This is a genomic window from Mesorhizobium sp. M0016 (genome assembly GCF_040324035.1).
Taxonomy (GTDB): domain Bacteria; phylum Pseudomonadota; class Alphaproteobacteria; order Rhizobiales; family Rhizobiaceae; genus Mesorhizobium.
Genome location: NZ_JAMYVM010000012.1, coordinates 146,456 through 165,210, shown reverse-complemented (window position 1 = coordinate 165,210; position 18,755 = coordinate 146,456). Strand labels below are relative to the sequence as shown.

General features: G+C 64.5%; 15 protein-coding genes and 1 pseudogene. 4 read left to right on the top strand and 12 right to left on the bottom strand.

Features of this window, described 5'->3' with window-relative positions:
• The first annotated feature begins 89 nt into the window (after positions 1 to 89).
• From NKJ88_RS18890 to NKJ88_RS18880, 3 genes are all read left to right on the top strand, one after another.
• Positions 90 to 776 (top strand): PspA/IM30 family protein, encoded by a 687-nt coding sequence (locus NKJ88_RS18890; protein ID WP_023824323.1) that lies wholly within the window; start codon positions 90 to 92, stop codon positions 774 to 776.
• A 65-nt stretch (positions 777 to 841) separates the two neighbouring features.
• Positions 842 to 1,129, top strand: coding sequence for a YiaA/YiaB family inner membrane protein (locus NKJ88_RS18885; protein ID WP_023824324.1), 288 nt, complete (start codon positions 842 to 844; stop codon positions 1,127 to 1,129).
• A 91-nt stretch (positions 1,130 to 1,220) separates the two neighbouring features.
• Complete coding sequence (locus NKJ88_RS18880; protein ID WP_023818271.1) at positions 1,221 to 4,646, top strand: acyl-[ACP]--phospholipid O-acyltransferase; 3,426 nt, start codon at positions 1,221 to 1,223, stop codon at positions 4,644 to 4,646.
• A 48-nt stretch (positions 4,647 to 4,694) separates the two neighbouring features.
• Here NKJ88_RS18880 and NKJ88_RS18875 read toward each other — a convergent pair whose 3' ends face one another.
• The 12 genes from NKJ88_RS18875 to exbB all read right to left on the bottom strand — a co-directional run bounded on the left by NKJ88_RS18875 (position 4,695) and on the right by exbB (position 17,702).
• Entirely contained in the window at positions 4,695 to 5,906 is a 1,212-nt protein-coding gene (locus NKJ88_RS18875; RefSeq protein WP_352445026.1) for a hypothetical protein, read from the bottom strand.
• Between the two features lie 49 nt (positions 5,907 to 5,955).
• On the bottom strand, positions 5,956 to 6,906 hold the full coding sequence (locus NKJ88_RS18870; RefSeq protein WP_027050529.1) for a hypothetical protein: 951 nt from the start codon (positions 6,904 to 6,906) through the stop codon (positions 5,956 to 5,958).
• A 128-nt stretch (positions 6,907 to 7,034) separates the two neighbouring features.
• Positions 7,035 to 8,816: an ABC transporter ATP-binding protein gene (locus NKJ88_RS18865; protein WP_352445025.1), complete on the bottom strand. Its 1,782-nt coding sequence runs from the start codon at positions 8,814 to 8,816 to the stop codon at positions 7,035 to 7,037.
• A gap of 187 nt (positions 8,817 to 9,003) precedes the next feature.
• Positions 9,004 to 9,948, bottom strand: coding sequence for an acetamidase/formamidase family protein (locus NKJ88_RS18860; protein WP_023693232.1), 945 nt, complete (start codon positions 9,946 to 9,948; stop codon positions 9,004 to 9,006).
• Positions 9,938 to 11,533, bottom strand: coding sequence for an ABC transporter substrate-binding protein (locus tag NKJ88_RS18855; protein WP_460221874.1), 1,596 nt, complete (start codon positions 11,531 to 11,533; stop codon positions 9,938 to 9,940). Before NKJ88_RS18855 ends, NKJ88_RS18860 begins: the two co-directional genes overlap by 11 nt.
• Before the next feature lie 76 nt (positions 11,534 to 11,609).
• Positions 11,610 to 12,530: an ABC transporter permease gene (locus NKJ88_RS18850; RefSeq protein ID WP_023815305.1), complete on the bottom strand. Its 921-nt coding sequence runs from the start codon at positions 12,528 to 12,530 to the stop codon at positions 11,610 to 11,612.
• Between the two features lie 13 nt (positions 12,531 to 12,543).
• Complete coding sequence (locus tag NKJ88_RS18845) at positions 12,544 to 13,446, bottom strand: ABC transporter permease (protein WP_023726084.1); 903 nt, start codon at positions 13,444 to 13,446, stop codon at positions 12,544 to 12,546.
• Positions 13,424 to 14,038: an ANTAR domain-containing response regulator gene (locus NKJ88_RS18840; protein WP_023668589.1), complete on the bottom strand. Its 615-nt coding sequence runs from the start codon at positions 14,036 to 14,038 to the stop codon at positions 13,424 to 13,426. The genes NKJ88_RS18845 and NKJ88_RS18840 overlap by 23 nt, the downstream gene beginning before the upstream one ends.
• Positions 14,035 to 15,129: a transporter substrate-binding protein gene (locus tag NKJ88_RS18835; protein ID WP_023704989.1), complete on the bottom strand. Its 1,095-nt coding sequence runs from the start codon at positions 15,127 to 15,129 to the stop codon at positions 14,035 to 14,037. Before NKJ88_RS18835 ends, NKJ88_RS18840 begins: the two co-directional genes overlap by 4 nt.
• A 171-nt stretch (positions 15,130 to 15,300) precedes the next feature.
• A complete protein-coding gene (locus NKJ88_RS18830) occupies positions 15,301 to 16,263 on the bottom strand; it encodes an energy transducer TonB (protein WP_352445022.1) in 963 nt (320 codons plus the stop codon).
• Positions 16,260 to 16,718, bottom strand: coding sequence for a TonB system transport protein ExbD (exbD, locus tag NKJ88_RS18825; protein ID WP_023726082.1), 459 nt, complete (start codon positions 16,716 to 16,718; stop codon positions 16,260 to 16,262). Before exbD ends, NKJ88_RS18830 begins: the two co-directional genes overlap by 4 nt.
• Positions 16,719 to 16,724: 6 nt before the next feature.
• Complete coding sequence (exbB, locus tag NKJ88_RS18820) at positions 16,725 to 17,702, bottom strand: tonB-system energizer ExbB (RefSeq protein ID WP_352445020.1); 978 nt, start codon at positions 17,700 to 17,702, stop codon at positions 16,725 to 16,727.
• 344 nt (positions 17,703 to 18,046) lie between these two features.
• On the opposite strand from exbB, the pseudogene NKJ88_RS18815 reads away from it, so the two are divergent.
• Positions 18,047 to 18,714, top strand: a pseudogene (locus NKJ88_RS18815) (cysteine hydrolase family protein).
• The last annotated feature ends 41 nt before the right edge of the window (positions 18,715 to 18,755 follow it).

Here is an 18,755-nt window from a genome sequence, read left to right as displayed (position 1 = left end):
AGTCATGAACAGCGTTCATTTTATCCTTGAACGCCGTTAACAGTGTGCTACGTTGCGTCGTGAACAACGTTCATAGAGGAGAAACGGAAATGTTGAAACAGTTTTTTGCTCTCGTTCGCGGCCGAAGCTACGAAGCCGCCGAGGCGGTCGTCGACCGCAACGCGCTGATAATCCTGCGCCAGCAGATCCGCGATTGCGCCGACGCTATCGCGGCCGCCCGCCGGGCGGTTGCAATTGCCATCGCCCAGAACGAACAGGAAGTCGCGCAGTTCAAGAAGCTTGTCCTCCGCATCGACGATTTGGAGAAGCGCACGATCGCCGCGATCGAGCAGGGACAGAATGAACTGGCCCGCGAAGCCGCCGAAACCATCGCCATGCTGGAAGCCGAACGCGACGCCTCCGCCGAGGCGCAGAAAAGCTTCGGCACCGAGATCGAGCGTCTCAAGCGGATCATCCGCGTCTCCGAAATGCGCCTGCGCGAATTGCAGCGCGGCCAGCGCATCGTTGTCGCGGTCGACTCGACCCAGCGCCTGCGAGAAAGCGCGCCCGGCTCCAGCCTGTCGGCGCTCAGGGACGCCGAGGAGACGCTGCTGCGCCTGCGCACCAGGCAAAAGCAGATCGACGCCACCGCGGCCGCCATGGCCGAGATGGAACAGTCGGGCGATCCTGCCGCGGTCTCAGAGAAGCTTGCGGCCGCCGGCTGCGGCGCGCCGCTGAGAAGCAGCGCCGACGCCGTGCTCGAACGGCTCACGAAGACCATGACCAAGCCGGCCTGATTGTATCCAGCCTGAAACAGACCCACGCCCAACCAACCTAACCTTGAAACGAAAGGACCATATCGATGACCCCGAACACCTATTCCCTCAAGGACTCAAGCGCCTGGAAGACCTTCACCATGGCCAGTTTCGCCGTTGCCACCACAATGATGGCCGGCGGCATCTACTTCATGGAGGCGAGCTTCGCCGCCAAGGGGTTTTATGCGATGGCCGCCATCATGCTCGTGCACACCTCGATCACCATCACCAAGACGCTGCGCGACTCGGAAGAGGCAAGCCGCTTCATCAACCGGCTGGAAGACGCCAAGACCGAGAAGTTGCTGATGGATGTCAGCCGCAGTAACGAAGTGTAACCGGGTTCCCGCTAAACAAGGCTCAACGCGCAAGACCGCTGATCAATCCAGCCAGGATTTTAATCGGTCATGCCCAATGGAAGTCGCCGCTATGGAAATCGCCCCGATCAACCGACCGACAGCTCATCTGATGACGTCCAGGCGCTTTGCGCCCTTGTTCTGGACGCAGTTCCTGTCCGCCTTCAACGATAATTTCCTCAAGAACACGCTGGTGTTCCTTATTCTGTTCACGCTGGCGGCGGACCAGGCGGCATCACTGGTCACCTTGGCGGGCGCCGTCTTCATGGCTCCCTTCCTGCTCTTGTCGGCGCTCGGCGGCGAGCTCGCCGACCGCTTCGACAAGGCTCTCATAGCCAAGCGTCTGAAATTCGCCGAGATCGCCGCGGCGGGTGTCTCCGTCGTCGGCATCGCCCTGTCGTCCATTCCCGTGCTGATGACGGCGCTGTTGATGTTCGGCATCATCTCGGCGCTGTTCGGACCGATCAAATACGGAATCCTGCCCGATCACCTCGAACGCAAGGAACTGCCCAAGGCCAACGCCTGGATCGAGTCAGCCACGTTTGCCGCGATTCTCGGCGGCACCATAGCCGGCGGCGTCGTTTCCGCCGATGGTATCGGCGTCGCGGTGTTCGGACCGATCATGATGGCGCTCGCCGTCGGTTGCTGGCTCGTCAGCCGCTATATCCCGTCCACCGGTTCGGCGGCGCCCGACCTTGTCATCGACAAGAACATCTTCCGCTCGACCTGGCGCCAGGTCACCGAATTGCGCACCGACACGCGCATCTGGCGCGCCGGCCTGATGACGTCTTGGTTCTGGCTGATCGGCGCCATCGTGCTCTCGCTCCTGCCGGTCCTGATCAAGGATTCGCTCGGCGGCAACGAAATGGCCGTCACCGTCTACCTCGCCGTGTTCGCCGTCTCGATCGCCATCGGTTCGGCCATCGCCGCCTGGATGTCGCAGGGCCGCATCGTGCTGTTGCCGGCACCGGTCGGCACGGCGCTGCTCGCCCTGTTCGGCCTGCATCTCGCCTGGACCATCTCCGGCATGACGCCGTCGCCCCAGGCGGAAACCCTTGGCGCATTCTTCGCCGGCCCAAACACGATCCGCGTCGCCATCGACCTCGCCGGCATGGCCATTGCAGCCGCTTTCCTGGTGGTGCCGACCTTCGCCGCCGTGCAGGCCTGGTCGCCCGAAGCGCGGCGCGCCCGGGTCGTCGCCGCCGTCAGTATCGTCAATGCCGGCTTCATGACTGGCGGCGGCATCATCATGGCCCTGATCCAGACGAAGGTCTCGACCGGCGGCATCCTGTTCGGCCTCGTCGCGGCCAATGCGATTGCCGCCTGGCTGATGCTGAAATATTTGCCGACGAACCCCTTCCGTGACTTCGTCTCCATCCTGTTCCGCGCTTTCCTGCGCCTCGAAGTCGAGGGCATGCAAAACCTCAAGGCGGCCGGCAAGGCGCCGATCCTGGCGCTCAACCATGTCAGCTTCCTCGACGGTCCGCTCGCCTTGACGCTGACCGATGAGGAACCGGTCTTCGCCATCGACTACACCATTGCCCAGGCTTGGTGGATGAAGCCGTTCATGAAACTTGCCCGCGCTTTGCCGCTCAACCCGGCCAAGCCGATGTCGACCCGCACGCTGATCAAGATCGTGCAGGGCGGCGACCCGCTGGTGATCTTCCCGGAGGGACGCATCACCGTGACCGGCGGCCTGATGAAGGTCTATGACGGCGCCGCCATGGTTGCCGACAAGACCGGCTCGATGGTTGTGCCGGTGCGCATCGACGGGCTGGAGAAGACCTACTTCTCGCGGCTGAGCTCGCAGCATGTGCGCCGCCGCCTGTTCCCGAAGGTCAAGGTGACTATTCTGGAACCGGTCAAGCTCGAGGTGCCGCAGGAGCTGAAGGGCCGCAAGCGCCGCGCCGCGGCGGGTTCCGCGCTCTACCAGGTGATGTCGGATCTCGTTTTCCGCACCCAGGACATAGACAAGACCGTACTGGAAAAGATCATCGAGACGGCGAACGAACGCGGCATGAAACAGCTCGCAGTTCAGGATCCGGTCACCGGTTCTCTCAGCTACAGCAAGCTGCTCACGGCTGCCGCCGTGCTTGGTGAGAAGTTCCAGAACCTTTATGCCGACCAGCAGACGCTGGGCATCATGCTGCCCAACGCCAACGGCTCTTGCGCGACACTGCTCGGCGTCATGTCCGCCGGCAAGGTTCCGGCGATGATGAACTTCACCGCAGGTGCTGCCAATATTCTGTCCGCCTGCAAGGCCGCCGAAGTCCGCACCGTGCTTACCTCCCGCGCGTTCGTCGAACAGGCAAAGCTCGGCGCTGTAGTCGAGGAACTCGGTCGCTCGGTCGACATCGTGTGGCTCGACGATCTCAGAAAGACCATCAGTCTCAAGGATAAGCTGCTCGGCTTGCTGCGCAAGTCGACGCCGCGCGCGAAACGCAAGCCCGGCGATGCGGCGGTGATCTTGTTCACCTCGGGTTCGGAAGGCACGCCGAAGGGCGTCGTTCTGACCCACCGCAACATCCTGGCCAACGCCGCCCAGGCGGCGTCGCGTATCGACTTCCATTCGGGCGACAAGGTGTTCAACGTGCTGCCGATCTTCCACTCCTTCGGCATGACCGCGGGCACGGTGCTGCCGTTGATCTCCGGCGTGCCGGTCTATTTCTACCCCTCGCCGCTGCACTACCGCCTCGTGCCGGAACTGATCTACGGCTCGAACGCGACGATCATCTTCGGCACCGACACCTTCCTCTCCGGCTATGCCCGCACCGCGCACCCCTACGACTTCCGCTCGATACGCTATTGTTTTGCCGGCGCGGAGCCGGTCAAGACAGCGACGCGCATGACCTATATGGAGAAGTTCGGCCTACGCATCCTCGAGGGCTACGGCGTCACCGAGACGGCGCCGGTGATCTCCATCAACACGCCGATGTACAATCGCTCAGGAACCGTCGGCAAGATCATGCCCGGCATGGAATACCGCCTCGATCCGGTCCCCGGCGTCGACGAAGGCGGCCGGCTGTTCGTGCGCGGTCCCAATGTCATGGCCGGTTATCTCCGGGCCGAGAAGCCCGGCGTGCTCGAACCGCTCGAGGACGGCTGGCATGACACGGGCGACGTCGTCGCTATCGACGAGGGTGGCTTCATCACCATTCGCGGCCGCGCCAAGCGCTTCGCCAAGATCGGCGGCGAGATGATCTCGCTGGCTGCTGTCGAAGCGCTGGCCGGCGAATTGTGGAAGGGCTCGCTGTCGGCGGTCGCTACGGTGCCCGACGCCCGCAAGGGCGAAAAGCTGATCCTCATCACCGAGGCATCCGGCGCCACACGAGCGGAATTCCTCGCCTACGCCAAGGCCAACGGCGCCATGGACCTGATGGTCCCGGCCGAAGTGCGGGTGGTCTCAAAGGTACCGGTCCTTGGCTCCGGCAAGCTCGACTTCGCCGCCGTGACAAAAATGGTGCGCGACGAAGAAGCCTCGAAGACCAAGGCCGCCTGACCCGGCTACGGCAACGGGCCGACGCAAGAGCCGGCCCGTTCAGTATGATCAACCCTTCGCCTGCCGCTGCGAAATCAGCATCGTCATGCGCTGGACGGCGCGCAGCTCCATTTCGAGGCCTGGCGATGAGGCAAGCGTCGGCATGTTGAGCGCCACCACGGTCAGCGGATCGAGCGTCGCCAGCAGCACATGGGTCGCCTCATATTTCTCGAACAGCCATGCCAACTGCTCGCGTATGTTCTCGTCCACGGGTGAATCCGGCTGGACATCGGCGAGCGAGCGCACGGGCTCCTGCTCCAGTGCCCGGGCCAGCACCTTGAGGTCGAAATCACCGAGGTCGGCTGCCGGCAGGATCAGCGCGCCGTCGACAAGGATATGGCTCTGCAGGCCGCGCAGGAAGCGCGCCGAATCGGTGAGATCACCCTCGGCCATATGCTTCAGCAACGAGTCGCGGCGCTTCTCCGCGGTGAGGCTGACGCTGTCATTGTAGATGACTGCCAGCAGCGTCGCCGACAGCACGATCACCACGCCCTGCACACTGCCGCGCCAGCCGAGATCGTCGATGCCGCCCAGCGCCAGCCCGGCGAAAACCGAGCTCAGCGTAATCACGGTAAAGGCGCCGATCGTGTCGCGATGGCCGAGGCTCGCGCGTCCAAGGCCGATCGTCAGCCAACACAGGAACAGGATGGCGATGCCGCCAAGCCGAACCGGCACTTCGAACAGGCCGGGCCGGTAGTCGGTGACCATGAACGGAATGATCAACAGCAGCGACAGCGCCATGCGCTCGACCGTGCGGTTTTCGGCCGCCGACAGGCTGTCGCGATCGCGCGTCATCACCAGCCAGCCGATGGCGAGAAAACCTCCGAACTGGAAGGCAAGTAGTGCCGCCATCCGCCATGGCTCGGCAAAGCGTTCCGGGATCGGCGCCAGCAGTAGAAACAGCAGGGCGCCGCCGGCGGCAAAGAACTTTAGCGCAAACGGCGCATGCCGGCGCAACAGCCCCTCGGTCAGCAGCAGTGCGGCCAGCGGCAGCAGGCCCGCCGCCGCGATGGTGACGAAGCGGAAGAGTGCGAGGCCGGTAGTCCAGTCGAGGATGCGGCAGGCGAGCAGAACCGTCAGCACCCGCAAACCGAACAGAAAACGCCGCGACAGCGGATCGCCCGTGTCGCGCCCGCCGACGACCGATATCACGATCAGCAGCCCGAACAGCGCCGCCAGCGAGGTGATGGTGTCGGCCACGAGCGTGTCGTCGAGGTTCATCGGTCAGCGCCCATCAGCTCACACCCAGGCATCATCACGGATGAAGCCATCAGCGTGTCCATGGTCTCAGCACATTCCATTGGCGGCTGCTATCCGCCCAGTGTACCACCGGCAAAACCAGCCGCTGCAGCGTGGCCGCCGCACCTGCTACCGCAAGGGCGGCAAGCGAGCCGCGCGGAACCGCGTCGGCGAGATAGGTGCGCGCCGACTGAAAGCTCATCTGTCCGATCTGCAGCACATCATCGCCGCGCGTGTAGTCGAGTTCCTTGCGGCAGAACTCGTTAAAGGTCTCGACGCGGTGCTTGGCCGCCTCGTCGAAGGTCTTCTTCAGATCGTCCGAGCCGCCCGTATAGGCGTTGGTGATGACGAAGCGCTCTTCGTCGAAACCAGCTTCGGGGCCGACACCGAAGACATGGCGATGGCGCGCCATGATCTGCCGCGCCAGAAGCACATGGGTAAGCGAGCGGCGCGCGCCGGCATGCGGTCCTGGGAACACATTGCTGAACGCCTCCGCGACCATGCCGACGACAGCGGGTACCTGGGTGACATTGGAAATCCAGATCGGCCGCAGTTGATTGCGCAAAAACATCAGGAAGCAGGTCAGGCCGTAGAGGATCCAGCTCAGCCCGCGGCTGCGCTCGTCGGGATCGATCATGACCAAACCGAGGTGCAAGACTTCATAGGGCTTGCCGGCGAGCGATATCTCCATCAGCGCCAGCGAGTTGAAGGCGATCGGCTGCCGGTCGCTGCGCCGGTAGACAATGGTGATGATGGAATGTTCCAGCCGGCTGCGGTCGCCGGAAAACACGCCATAGGTCAGGCTGCCGAACTTCAGTGTCTTGGACGCTACCAGCCGCAGATCGCTGCTCAGCTGCTCCAGTTCGGCAGCCTTCATCCAGCGCCCGGGCCGCTCCACGACGCGCGTCTCGTAGTCGGCGGATACGCGCATGCGCACATCCATGAACCGACCCGGCAGCAGCTGCAGAACCGCCTTGAGCACTATTTTTCCCCGTGGCAAGAACGCCGACCGTATAGTGGCCGCCGTCCACCTAAGACGCGGTAAACCCGAGACGGCAGTTCTTGGTTGTACTCAACAAAGTAAAAGAACAGCTGCCAGCCAGTGCGGGCTCAGCTTTCCGCAGCAACCAGATGGCCGCCGCCGACATCGTTCAGCGCCAGCTTCAGCGGCGCCTCCCCGATCCTGCGGGTGGCGCTCGGGATTTCCTGGTCGAGGCGCGCGAAGCGCGTTCTGCGCTGCGCCGGATCGGGCACCGGCACCGCTTCGATCAGCCGCCTCGTATAGGGATGGAGCGGGTTGGAAAACACCTGGTCGCGCGTGCCCATCTCGACGATCTGGCCGAGATACATGACGGCAACGCGGTCGGAAATGTTCTCGACCACCGCCATGTCGTGCGAGATGAAGAGATAGGCGACGCCGAATTCGCGCTGCAATTCCTTCAGGAGATCGAGCACGCGCGCCTGCACCGAGACGTCGAGCGCCGAGACGCTTTCGTCGGCGATGATCAGTTTTGGTCGTAGCGCCAGCGCTCGGGCGATGCAGACGCGCTGGCGCTGGCCACCGGAGAATTCGTGCGGGTAAAGCTCCATCTGGTCGGCCGACAGGCCGACGCGCTCGAACAGCGCCGCGACCCGTTCCCGGCGCTCGTCCTTCGAGGCGATGCCATGGATCACCAGCGGCTCGGCGACGAGCTCGCCGACGCGCATGCGCGGATCGAGCGAAGCGAAGGGATCCTGGAAAATCATCTGGACGTCACGGCGCACCGCCTTGCGCTCGTCGCGGCCAAGACCGGAGAGATTGCGCCCGCCAATGACGATGTCGCCGCTATACGGCGCCAGTCCGGCCAGCGCCTTGGCGGTCGTCGACTTGCCGCAGCCGGATTCGCCGACCAGAGCAAGCGTTTCGTTGGGCGCGATCGAGAAGCTGACGCCCTCGACGGCGTGGACGCGGCGGGTGACCTGGCCAAAGATGCCGCCACGCAGATCGAAGCGGACATGCAGGTCGTTGATCTCGGCGACATTGGCCGGTTTCAAGACGTCAATCGCATCCCTGGATTTCTGTCGACCGACGCCACTGCCGATGCGCGGCACGGCAGCCAGCAGTTCGCGCGTATAGTCGGCCTGCGGCTGGACAAAAATATCCGATGTCGTGCCTTCTTCGACCATGCGGCCGTCGCGCATGACGATGACCCGGTCGGCCATTTCGGCAACCACGCCCATATCGTGGGTGATCAGGATGACGCTGGTGCCATGCTGGCGCTGCAGGTCGCGCAACAGCTCCAGCACTTCGCCTTGCACGGTGACGTCGAGCGCCGTCGTCGGTTCGTCGGCGATCAGCACGTCGGGCTCGAGCGCCAGCGCCATGGCGATCATCACCCGCTGGCGCATGCCGCCGGAGAGTTCGTGCGGAAACTGCTTTAACCGGCTTTCCGCCTCCGAAATGCGCACCGCCTTCAACGCCTCGATGGCGCGCCGGCGGGCTTGCGCCGACGACAGGCTGGTATGCGCCTCGATTGATTCGGTGAGTTGCCGGCCGATCGACAGAACCGGGTTGAGCGAGGTCATCGGCTCCTGGAAGATCATGGCGATGCGGTCGCCGCGAATGCGCCGCATCTGGCGTTCGTCGAGGGTTGCTAGGTCGGTGTCGCCCCGATTCCCATCCCGAAGACGGATCATGCCTGACGATATGCGCGCCGCCGGCTGCGGCAAAAGCTGCATGATCGCCAGCGCGGTCATCGACTTGCCGGAGCCGGATTCGCCGGCAATGCAGAGCGTCTCGCCGCGCGCCAGCGTCAGCGACAGGTTGGAGACGACATCGCGCACGCCGTCCTCGCCGCGCACGCTGACGGAGAGGTTGGCGATGGAGAGGATGGGGTTGTCGGCGAGGGTCATGGTGGGTGGAGCCCTGCGACGGATTGGTTCCGTCGCACCATTCGCACAAACCTTGGCGCTGACCCCCACCCGGACCTCCGGTCCGACCTCCCCACAAGGGGGAGGTAGGGTGGCAGCGCTTTACCCTCCCCCTTGTGGGGAGGGTCGCTGCGAAGCAGCGGGGTGGGGGTGCGGCGCCGACGTACCGTCATTCAAACACGCAACGCGGAAAATAGAACGACACCACCCAGTTCGGCATGTCGACGATCTCGCTGATGCGCAGGTCCCCGCACACCGAGGCCAGCATATAGGCCTCGACCGGATCGATCTGATACCGCCCAGCAAGCAGATCGACCATCTGCGCCACCGCCTCCTTGGCGCCGGTCATCAGGTCCGGCCCGATACCCGTCGTCACCTCATAGCCCTTGGCGTCGAGATGGCGCGTCACCGGACCGGCGGTGGTGAAGCGCGGCGTCTTCAGCCTGGCGTCCTTGACAAGGTCGAGCTTGAGCACGACGTCCATCGGGCTCTCGATCGCCGTGCCGCAGACCTCGCCATCGCCTTGTGCGGCGTGCGTATCGCCGACCGAGAACAGCGCGCCGGCCACCTCAACCGGCAGATAGAGCGTCGTGCCGGCAGCGAGATCGCGGATGTCGAGATTGCCGCCGACCCGCCGTGGCGGCACCACCGAGTGAAGCCCCATCTCAGCCGGCGCATTGCCGATGGTGCCGGCGAACGGCTTCAGTGGTACGCGCGCGTTTTTCCCGAACAGCGCCGGTTCGAGCGCGGCTGCATCGTATTTCCAGATGTTCAGCGCCGGTTCCGTGAAGTCGTCGGCGAGCAGGCCGAAACCCGGAATGTTCGCCGTCCAGCCGAAGCCGGACGGTTTGAACATCTCGATCGTCACCTTGAGCGCGTCACCCGGCTCGGCGCCCTCGACGAAGATCGGCCCGGTCACCGGGTTGACCCCGGCGAAGTCGAGCTTGGCGATTTCGGCAACCGTGCTGTCGGCGTTCAGCTGGCCGCCGGCGGCATCGAGGCACTGGAACTCGATGGTCGCGCCGGGCGCCACCCGCTCGGCCGGGACAAAGGAATTGTCCCAGCCGAAATGGTGGTGGCGCCCATGGATGGTGTAGTCGCAGTTATTGCACATCTTTTACGTACACATTGTCGTAGTTGATCGGGATATGGACCGGGTCGACATAGAGGTTGTCGGCGCCGCCCATGCGCGCGGATTTCATGGTGAAGCGCTGTTCGTTGAAGACCGGCGCCCAGGGCGCGTCTTCCATCACCTTGTCGTAGATGGCGCTCCACATCTTGTCGCGTTCGCCGGCCTTTGCCGGGTCGACCACCGAATCCGCCTCGGCCGCCTTGGCGTCGAGATCCTTGTTGCAATACCACGACCAGTTCCAGCCGCCGGGCACCGCGCCGGCGCAGCCGAGGATCGGGCCGTAGAAATTCGACGGATCGGGGAAGTCGGCGATCCAGGCCATGCCGCCCGACCAGATCATCGGCGCGCCGGCCTTGTCACCGCCGGCGGCGATGACATTGGCCTGCGCCAGCGACTGGATGCTGGCCTTGATGCCGATCGCCGCCAGGTCCTGCTGGATCGCTTGGGCAATGCGCGGGTTGGGATCGGTGTTCATGGCGAACAGCTGCGTGTCGAAACCATCGGCATGACCGGCCTCGGCCAGCAGCGCCTTGGCTTTGGCTACGTCATAGGGATAACCCTTGTAGTCCTTGTCGTAGCCCGGCATCGACGGCGGCAGCGGCTGGTTGGCCGGCACGGCGCGGCCGTTGATGATCTGGATGATGCGCGCCTTGTTGAGCGCCATGTTGACGGCCTGACGCACCTTAACATTGTCGAACGGCGCCATGGTGGTGTTCATGGTGACGTAGCCGGTGTGCAGCTGACCGCCTTCGACGACACGCGCCTTCTGCTCGGGATCGGCCATCACCTCCTGGAACTTGGCCGGCGGAATGCCGTCGCCGGGAACATCGATCTCGCCCTTCTGCAAGCGCAGCAGCGCCACGATCGGCTCCTGGCCGATCTCGAAGGTGATCTTGTCGAGATGCGGCAGGCCCTTGTGCCAATAGTCCGCATTGCGCTCGAAGACGATGCGCTGTCCCAGCGTCCACTCGGCGAGCTTGAAGGCGCCGGTGCCGACCGGATGCTTGCCGAAATCGGCGCCATATTTCTCGACCTCTTCCTTCGGCACGACATGGGCGAAATTGATGGCCATGACATGCAGGAAGGTGGCGTCGGGCCGGGTCAGTTCGAACTTGACCGTGTAGGGGTCGATGACGGTGACACCGGACAGGCCTTCGGCCTTGCCGGCGGCGACATCGTCATAGCCCTTGATCGAGCCGAAGAAGCCGGCGCCGGGGCTCTGCGTCTTCGGATTGGTGACTCGGTCGAGCGAATATTTCACGTCGTCGGCCGTCATCTCGCGGCCATTGTGGAATTTCACCCCATGGCGCAGCTTGAAGGTGAAGGTCTGGCCGTCGGGCGAAATCTCGTAGCTTTCTGCCAGATCGGGCTTCAAATTGGTGGTGCCCGGCTCGTAATCCATCAGCCCATCGAACAGGCTCTTGATCATCGACCAGTTCTGCCAGTCATAGCCGATCGCCGGATCGAGGGTCGCAACATCGTCCTTGTAGGTGATGGTGATGGCGCCGCCTTGCTTGGCGTTGGGATCGACCGTGTCTTCGGCGCGGACGCTTGTCATGCCGAGCATGAGGGCCAAGGCGGATGCCGCGACTGTGGATGCGAGAAACTTTTTCATTGTTGTGTTCCCTTTCTCTGTTTCATTTTCATCTGAGCTTGATGCGGGGATCGATGAACGGCGCGATGATGTCGGCGAGCAGATTGCCGAGCACGATGGCGAAGGCCGAGACCAGCGTGACGCCCATGATGATCGGAATGTCGACGCGCTGGATGGCCTGCCACGCCAGTTGACCGATGCCGGGCCAGCCGAACACGCTTTCGACGACGACGATGCCGCCCATGAAGATGCCGATGTCGATACCGATCATGGCGATGACCGGCAGGATGGCGTTGGGCAATGCATGGCGAAAGATGATGGCGCTGCGCGCCAGGCCCTTGGCCCGCGCGGTGCGGACATAGTCCTGGCGCAGCACGTCGATCATCGAGGAGCGCATCATGCGCGCATACCAGCCGGCGCCGAGTATGCCCATGGTCAGCGACGGCAGCACCAGATGGCGCCATGTGCCGTAGCCGCCGATCGGAAACCAGCTCAGCCGCACGGCAAAGACGTAGAGCAGCAACAGGCCGACGACGAATTGCGGCGCCGAGACGCCAACGAAGGAGGCCACCATCAGGGTCTGGTCGGTGGCGGTGCCGCGCTTGACGGCGGCGATCAGGCCCATGGAGAGCCCGATCAGCAGTTCGCACAGGATGGCGCCTACCATCAAAAGCAGGCTGGCCGGCAGCCGCGAGACGATGAGCTCGGTAACCTCCGAGCGCTGTATGTAGGAGCGGCCAAGATCGCCGCTGACGAGCTTCGTCAGGTAGTGCCAATACTGGACCACGAAAGGCTGGTCGAGGCCGAGTTGCTGGCGGATGTTTTCCACCGTCTGCGGCGTAGCACTGCGGCCGGCAATCTGCCGCACCGGGTCGGCCGGCAAGAGGTAGAGCAGCGCAAAAGTGATCAGCGAGACGCCAAGCAGGATGAGCAGCGACTGGATCAGCCGGCGGCCGAGATAGGCGATCATGACCGGCCCCCCATTATTCCCGGCCCCTTTGCGTCGGATCGAGGATGTCGCGCAATACGTCGCCGATCAGGTTGAAGGCCAGCGCCAACGCCAGGATTGCGGCGCCGGGGAAGAACACCAGCCAGGGCGCGGCCTGGAAATAGGTCTGGTTCTCGAAAATGATGTTGCCCCACGACGCCGTCGGCGGCTGCACGCCGATGCCGAGAAAGGAAAGCGTCGCCTCCAGCAGCACCGTGGTGGAAATGCCGAGCGTGCCCCAGACGATGATGGTGGGCAGGAGATGCGGCAGGATGTGGCGAAACAGGATGCGCGGCGCGCCGGCGCCGATGCTGCGCTCGGCATCGATGAACTCGCGTTCGGCCAGCGACGATGTCTCGGTGTAGATGACACGCGCCGTCTGCACCCAGTTGACCAGCGCGATGACCATGGCGACGATCCAGAGACTCGGCTGAAACACTGCCGCCAGGCAGATGGCGAGCAGCAGCGCCGGGAACGCCATCATCAGATCGGTGAAGCGCATCAGCGCGCTGCCGATCCAGCCGCGGAAATAGCCTGCGGTGACGCCCACCAAAGTGCCGATCAAAAGCGCCACGCCATTGGCGACGATGCCGATGATGAGCGAGGTGCGGGCGCCGTAGAGGATGCGGGTCAAGAGGTCACGTCCGAGCAGGTCGGTGCCGAGCCAGTACTGGGCGCTGGGCGGCAGCGGCGAGCCCTCGATGGTCAGGCCGTCGAACATCTGCTCGTTGGGGTCATAGCCGGTCAGCCGGGGCGCCAGCACAGCGCCGGCAAGGACAATGGCGACGATGACCAGGCCGAGCAGCGCGAGGCGGCGTTTCACCAGCCGGCGCCAGACACCGGCGCGCGGTTTTGCCGGCATGCGCACCGGTAGATCAGGCGCGATGGGACTGGTCATCGCCGCCTTCTTCCCCCGTCGCTTCCTCGCTTGTCATTGCCACGATCCGACGCGCGGCATCCTCGACGCTGATCTGCCAGCTCATCGCCAGCGAACGCAGCTGCGCATAGGCGCGCTCGTCGTCGCTGCCTTTCGACAAGGCCGTCACCGCGCGCACGATGGTCTGGCGCTCGGCGACGCGCTGGCGCAGCGACGCTATCTCGCCGGCTAAATGTTTTCGGGCCTCGAAACTCTGTCTCGCGATCAACAGAGCGCTGTAGACGCCGGCATTGCCGACCGGCTTCAGCAGCTGCGCATCGGCCTTGTGCGACAGCGCCCATTCGATACGCCCCGGCGCCTCGGAACCGATCAGCGCCACCAGCGGCATCGGCGCCTCGCCCGGCTTCCACGGGAATTGCTCGTCGAAACCGAGATCGGCATCGAAGAAGACGAAATCGGCGGCGAGAGCTTCCGGCGGCAATTCCGGCCAGCAGTCGATCGTAGCCAGGCCGATGGCCGACAATTGCCTGGTGATGGCCTGCACCGTCGGATGCGGGCGATGCAGGATGAAAGCCCGCGCGCCGCCGAGATTGGGGATGCGCGTCCGGGTCATGACACCACTCTCAGACGCGGACGGCCGAACGTCTTGGCGGGGTCGTAGCGCGACAGATATGGATCCGGCGCGACCTCATCCTCCTGGCTGACGACCTCGAAGAAGCCATCGGCGATCCGGCCGATGATCACCGGCAGCGTCGCGTGCTGGGAGTGGGCGTCGATGGCGATCGGCCCGAGCCGGGTGGAGAAGCGCCGCTCGGCGAAGGCTTTGGAAAATTCCGCCGGGCCGGCATCAGTGTCGCGCGACAGCACGTCGGCCATCACCTGCACCGAGGCATAGGCGGAGGCCTCGAAGGACGAAGCGAAGGCAGCCGGCCGGGGCGCGAAATAGGGCCCGACCGACAGATGCCCTTTCCCTGTATCGCCGATCGCCGGCAACTCGCCTTCGGTGAGGTTGCAGGAGATGACGGGGCAGTTTTCCGGCCTGAATGCCGCATCCTCATCGCCCAGCTCGCGGTAAGCCGCCAGGAAGGCGTAGGATGAGGTGCCGATCAGATTGTTGAGGATGAAGCTCGGCCTCGTCGCCCGGATTTCCGCGATCAGCCGCGACACGTCGGTCTCGCCGATGCGCAGATAGCGCTCGCCCAGCACTTTGCCGCCGGCATCCGCGATCAGGTCGCGCGCCACGCGGTTCATCTCCCAGCCCCAAATGTAGTTCGAGCCGAGCAGGAAGCCGTTGGCGCCGAAACGCGGCACGACATGCGCCATCAGCGGAACCAGATGCTGGTTGGGGCAGGCGTGCATGTAGACGACATGCTCGTTGGCCTCGAACCCTTCATAGGGGCAGGCATACCAGAGCATGCCGGCGGCCTTCTCCAGCACCGGGATGGTTTCCTTGCGGCTCCACGAGGTGACGCAACCGACGACATGGCGCGCGCTGCTGGTCCTGAAAATGTCCTCGCACAAAGTCGCGTAGCGATCGGCATTACTTTGCGGATCGCGCTCTACCGGAACCAGTTCGATGCCATAGCTCCGATCGGCATTGATGTCGGCGATGGCGCGCATGGCGCCCATCCGGCACGCATCGGAGACCAGCTGGTAGCTGCCCGAGCGGGAATACAGGATGCCGATCTCGATACGCCGTTTCAAACCGATCCTCAGAAATGACAATGCCCCGCAGCCAGCGCCGGAGGGCGAGGCATGCGAGGCATATTTGCCGCCCGGCGACCAAGGCCGGTATTTTGCGCTAGCGTATTCGGTCCGGCGGGTCAGTCAAGCGGGAAAGTACGTGGTCATGGGATCGGCCTTGTCCGACTGATTCTAGTTCCGCAGCGTGAACATCAAAGGCGCCACGACAGCCGTCCCGGCCTTCTCAGGCGGTGGCGCGGGCACCGTCGCACCCTGCAGAATGCCGAGCGCGGCGCGATCGAGATCGGCGTCCCCCGAAGATCGTGTCAGCCGGACGGAGGTCACCTTGCCCGAAGCGCTGACGACGAAGGTCACATTTGCGGTACCCACGGCGCGCCGCGACCTTGCCGCGCTCGGGTAGCGCTTGTGCCGATTGATCCATCCGATCAGCTGGGAGTTCCATTTGCTTGCACTGACTGATGATCCTCTCGATTGCGAAGCCTTCGGCGCCGACGCCTTCGCCGCTGCCTTTTGATCGACACTGGCGGTCACGACCGCTTTCGCCGGCGCGGCCTTTTCCTTCTTCTCTTTCGGTTTCGGATTGGGTTTTTCGGCAGCCTTCTTCGCCTTCTCGATCGGCTTGGCCTCCACCGGCTTGGTCTCCGCCGGCTTGGTCTGGGGCAGCGGGATGACCACATCCGGCGCTATGGTCGGGACGATGTCGGGCACCACCTCATCCAGCGGCGGCGATTGATCGGGCTGCTCGGCCGCTGCCGTCTCGATCGGAGCGGTCTTATCGAGTTGAGCCGCTTCCCTCTTCTCGGTGACCGGCTCCGGCTTACCGGGCTCGGGCTCTACGACGGGCTTCAGTTCGGCAACCGCCTCCTCAATCTGGTTCGGCGGCTCGGGCGTCACCACGTCGGCCGCTGAGTCCACCCGCACCGCCGGCGCCACCATCATCGGCGACAGCTCGATAGCCACAGCCGGCGGCGGGCCGCCATCGGCCATGTTGGCCAGGCTGAAGCTCTGGACGGCATAGACGATCGCGACATGCGCGCCGACAATGACAATGGCCGCAGCCGCCCACAAGCCAATTTCGCGCACGCCGGCGCGCGGCGGGTCGGCCGCGGGGGCGGCGGCGGCCAGTTGCGTCACGGGGCGGCGCCCGGGTGCGCCGCGGATGCGTCCGCCGGCACCGTCTCCAGCCCCACCAGCGCGATCTTCAGATAACCGGCGCCGCGCAGCAGGTTCATCACCTCCATCAGCTCGCCATAACCGACCGCCTTGTCGGCACGCAGGAAGATGCGGGTCTGCTTGTCGCCCTTGGTTCTGCCGTCGAGCACCGCGGCGAAAGCCTGGCGCGGCACGCTGTCATTGCCGATCGCGAGCGTCAGATCGTCCTTCAGCGTCAGGAACAGCGGCGTTTCCGGCCGGGGTGCTGGCGTCGCCGTCGAACCCGGCAGATCGACATTGACGTCGACTGTCGCCAAGGGGGCAGCGACCATGAAGATGATCAGCAGCACCAGGATGACGTCGATGAACGGGGTGACATTGATCTCGTGGTTTTCTTCGAGATCGCCATCGATAGCCTCGCGAATTCTAGCCGCCATGGCCCATCACTCCGCCGCCAGCGCGGGCGCCTGCGGCACCGTGCGGAAATCGAGATCGCGGCTGACCAGCCGTTCGACCCCGGTCGAGGCATCGGCAAGGAGCTGCCGGTAGCCGGCTATCGACCGCGCAAAGACGTTGTAGATGACCACCGCGGGAATGGCCGCGACCAGGCCCATCGCCGTGGCGAGCAGCGCCTCGGCGATGCCGGGCGCGACGACCGCGAGGTTGGTGGTCTGCGCCTGCGAGATGCCGATGAAGGCGTTCATGATGCCCCAGACGGTGCCGAACAAGCCCACGAAGGGCGCCGTCGAGCCGATCGTCGCCAGCACGCCGGTGCCGCGCGACATGCGCCGCGCCGCCGCCGCTTCGATGCGCGACAGGCGCGACGTCACGCGTTCCTTCAGCCCGTCGCCGGTGACATGGCCGAGCGCACCGGCCGAAAGGGCAGTCTCTTCCTCGGCCGCCCGCACCAAAAGCGCACCGGGGCCGCCACTGTTGCCAAGCGCGCGCCCGGCCTGGCGCAGCGTGGCGGCATTGCCGATGGCGCGCGCAGCGCGACGGGCGCTGAGCTTGCCGAAGAGAATCTCCAGCGATTTGGCCAGCCACACCGTCCAGGTGACGAGCGAGGCGAAGGCCAACCCGATCATCACCGCCTTGACGATGATGTCGGCGGCCATGAACATGCCCCAGGGCGACAGATCGTGCGGCAGCGTCAGCGATATTGCCGAAGCCTCGGCCTGCGCGGATGCACCGGGCTGGGTTGCCGGCTGTGGCGCGGTCGGCGCCGCCTGCCCGGCAGTTGGCGGAGCCGGCGGGACAGGCGCAGCCGGTGCGGGCTGTTCGACTACGGTTGGCGCCGACTGGGGATCTGCAGCGGGCACAGTCGTCACCCTGGGCTGCGTGTTTGGCTGCTCTTGCGCAGCAGCGCTGCCGGCCGACAGCATGACCGCGGCCAGCGCCGCCAACAAACCATTTCTGGACACGCTTCGTCCTCGCTTCGTCATTGCACGTAACCGATCGGCTGGCCGGTGACGGGATGCGGGAACACCCCCATCTCGACCCCGAAAACTCCAGCCACGGATTCTGGCTTCTCTCAAACGCGGCACCGCCGCTGGAAAACAATTCAGGCGGCCGAGTGCCCCTGCTTGACTATAAAACATGAGCTTTGTAGTCAACAAACAAGATGGCTTTTTGGCCGACGATTGTGGGCGCGATGTCTCAACGGCACATCGTCCTGGCATCGGTCTACCTGGTGTCGTCGCACCGAGGGATGGACGGCCCAGGGTTGCTGGGCCACGATGCCGAGCAGCAATTGAGGCAGGCTGCGATGATCAAGGCGATACCGTTCGATTTCCCCTATGACGGCCGGCTGGTGCCGGCAAACACCGCGCTGCTGGTCATCGACCTGCAGGAGGATTTCCTCTCGCCGACCGGCTATTTCGCCAGGAAGGGTTATGACCCGCGCCGCTGCGCGCCATCCTGCCTACGGTCAACCGACTGATATCAGCGGCACGCACGGCCGGCCTCACCATCATTCACACCAGGCAGGGATATCGCGGCGACATGGCCGACATGACGCCGTACGAGAGATGGCGCCGCAAGCGGGCGGGTCTCGAAGGCACCGACGTGCTGCTGCGCTCCGGCCCCGGCTTTCAGATCGTCGCCGAGATCGACGTCGCGCCGCACGACATCATCGTCGACAAGACCTGCAACAGCGCCTTCACCTATACGGATCTGGAGCTTGTGCTGCGCGCACGCGGCATCACCCATCTGATCTTTTCCGGCTGCACGACCGATGTCTGCGTGCACACGACGCTGCGCGAGGCCTGCGACCTCAATTTCCAGTGCCTGACCATCGCCGACGCCTGCGCCAGCGGCGACCAATACGCGCATGACGCGGCGCTGCATATGGTGACGGTGGAGGACGGGGTGTTTGGTGCGCTGACGGAATCTGGCGCGGTGCTGGAGGCGCTGGCAGTGCTGAGTGGTGATTAGACGCTGGCGGGACAGCACCCCTCTGCCCTGCCGGGCAGAGG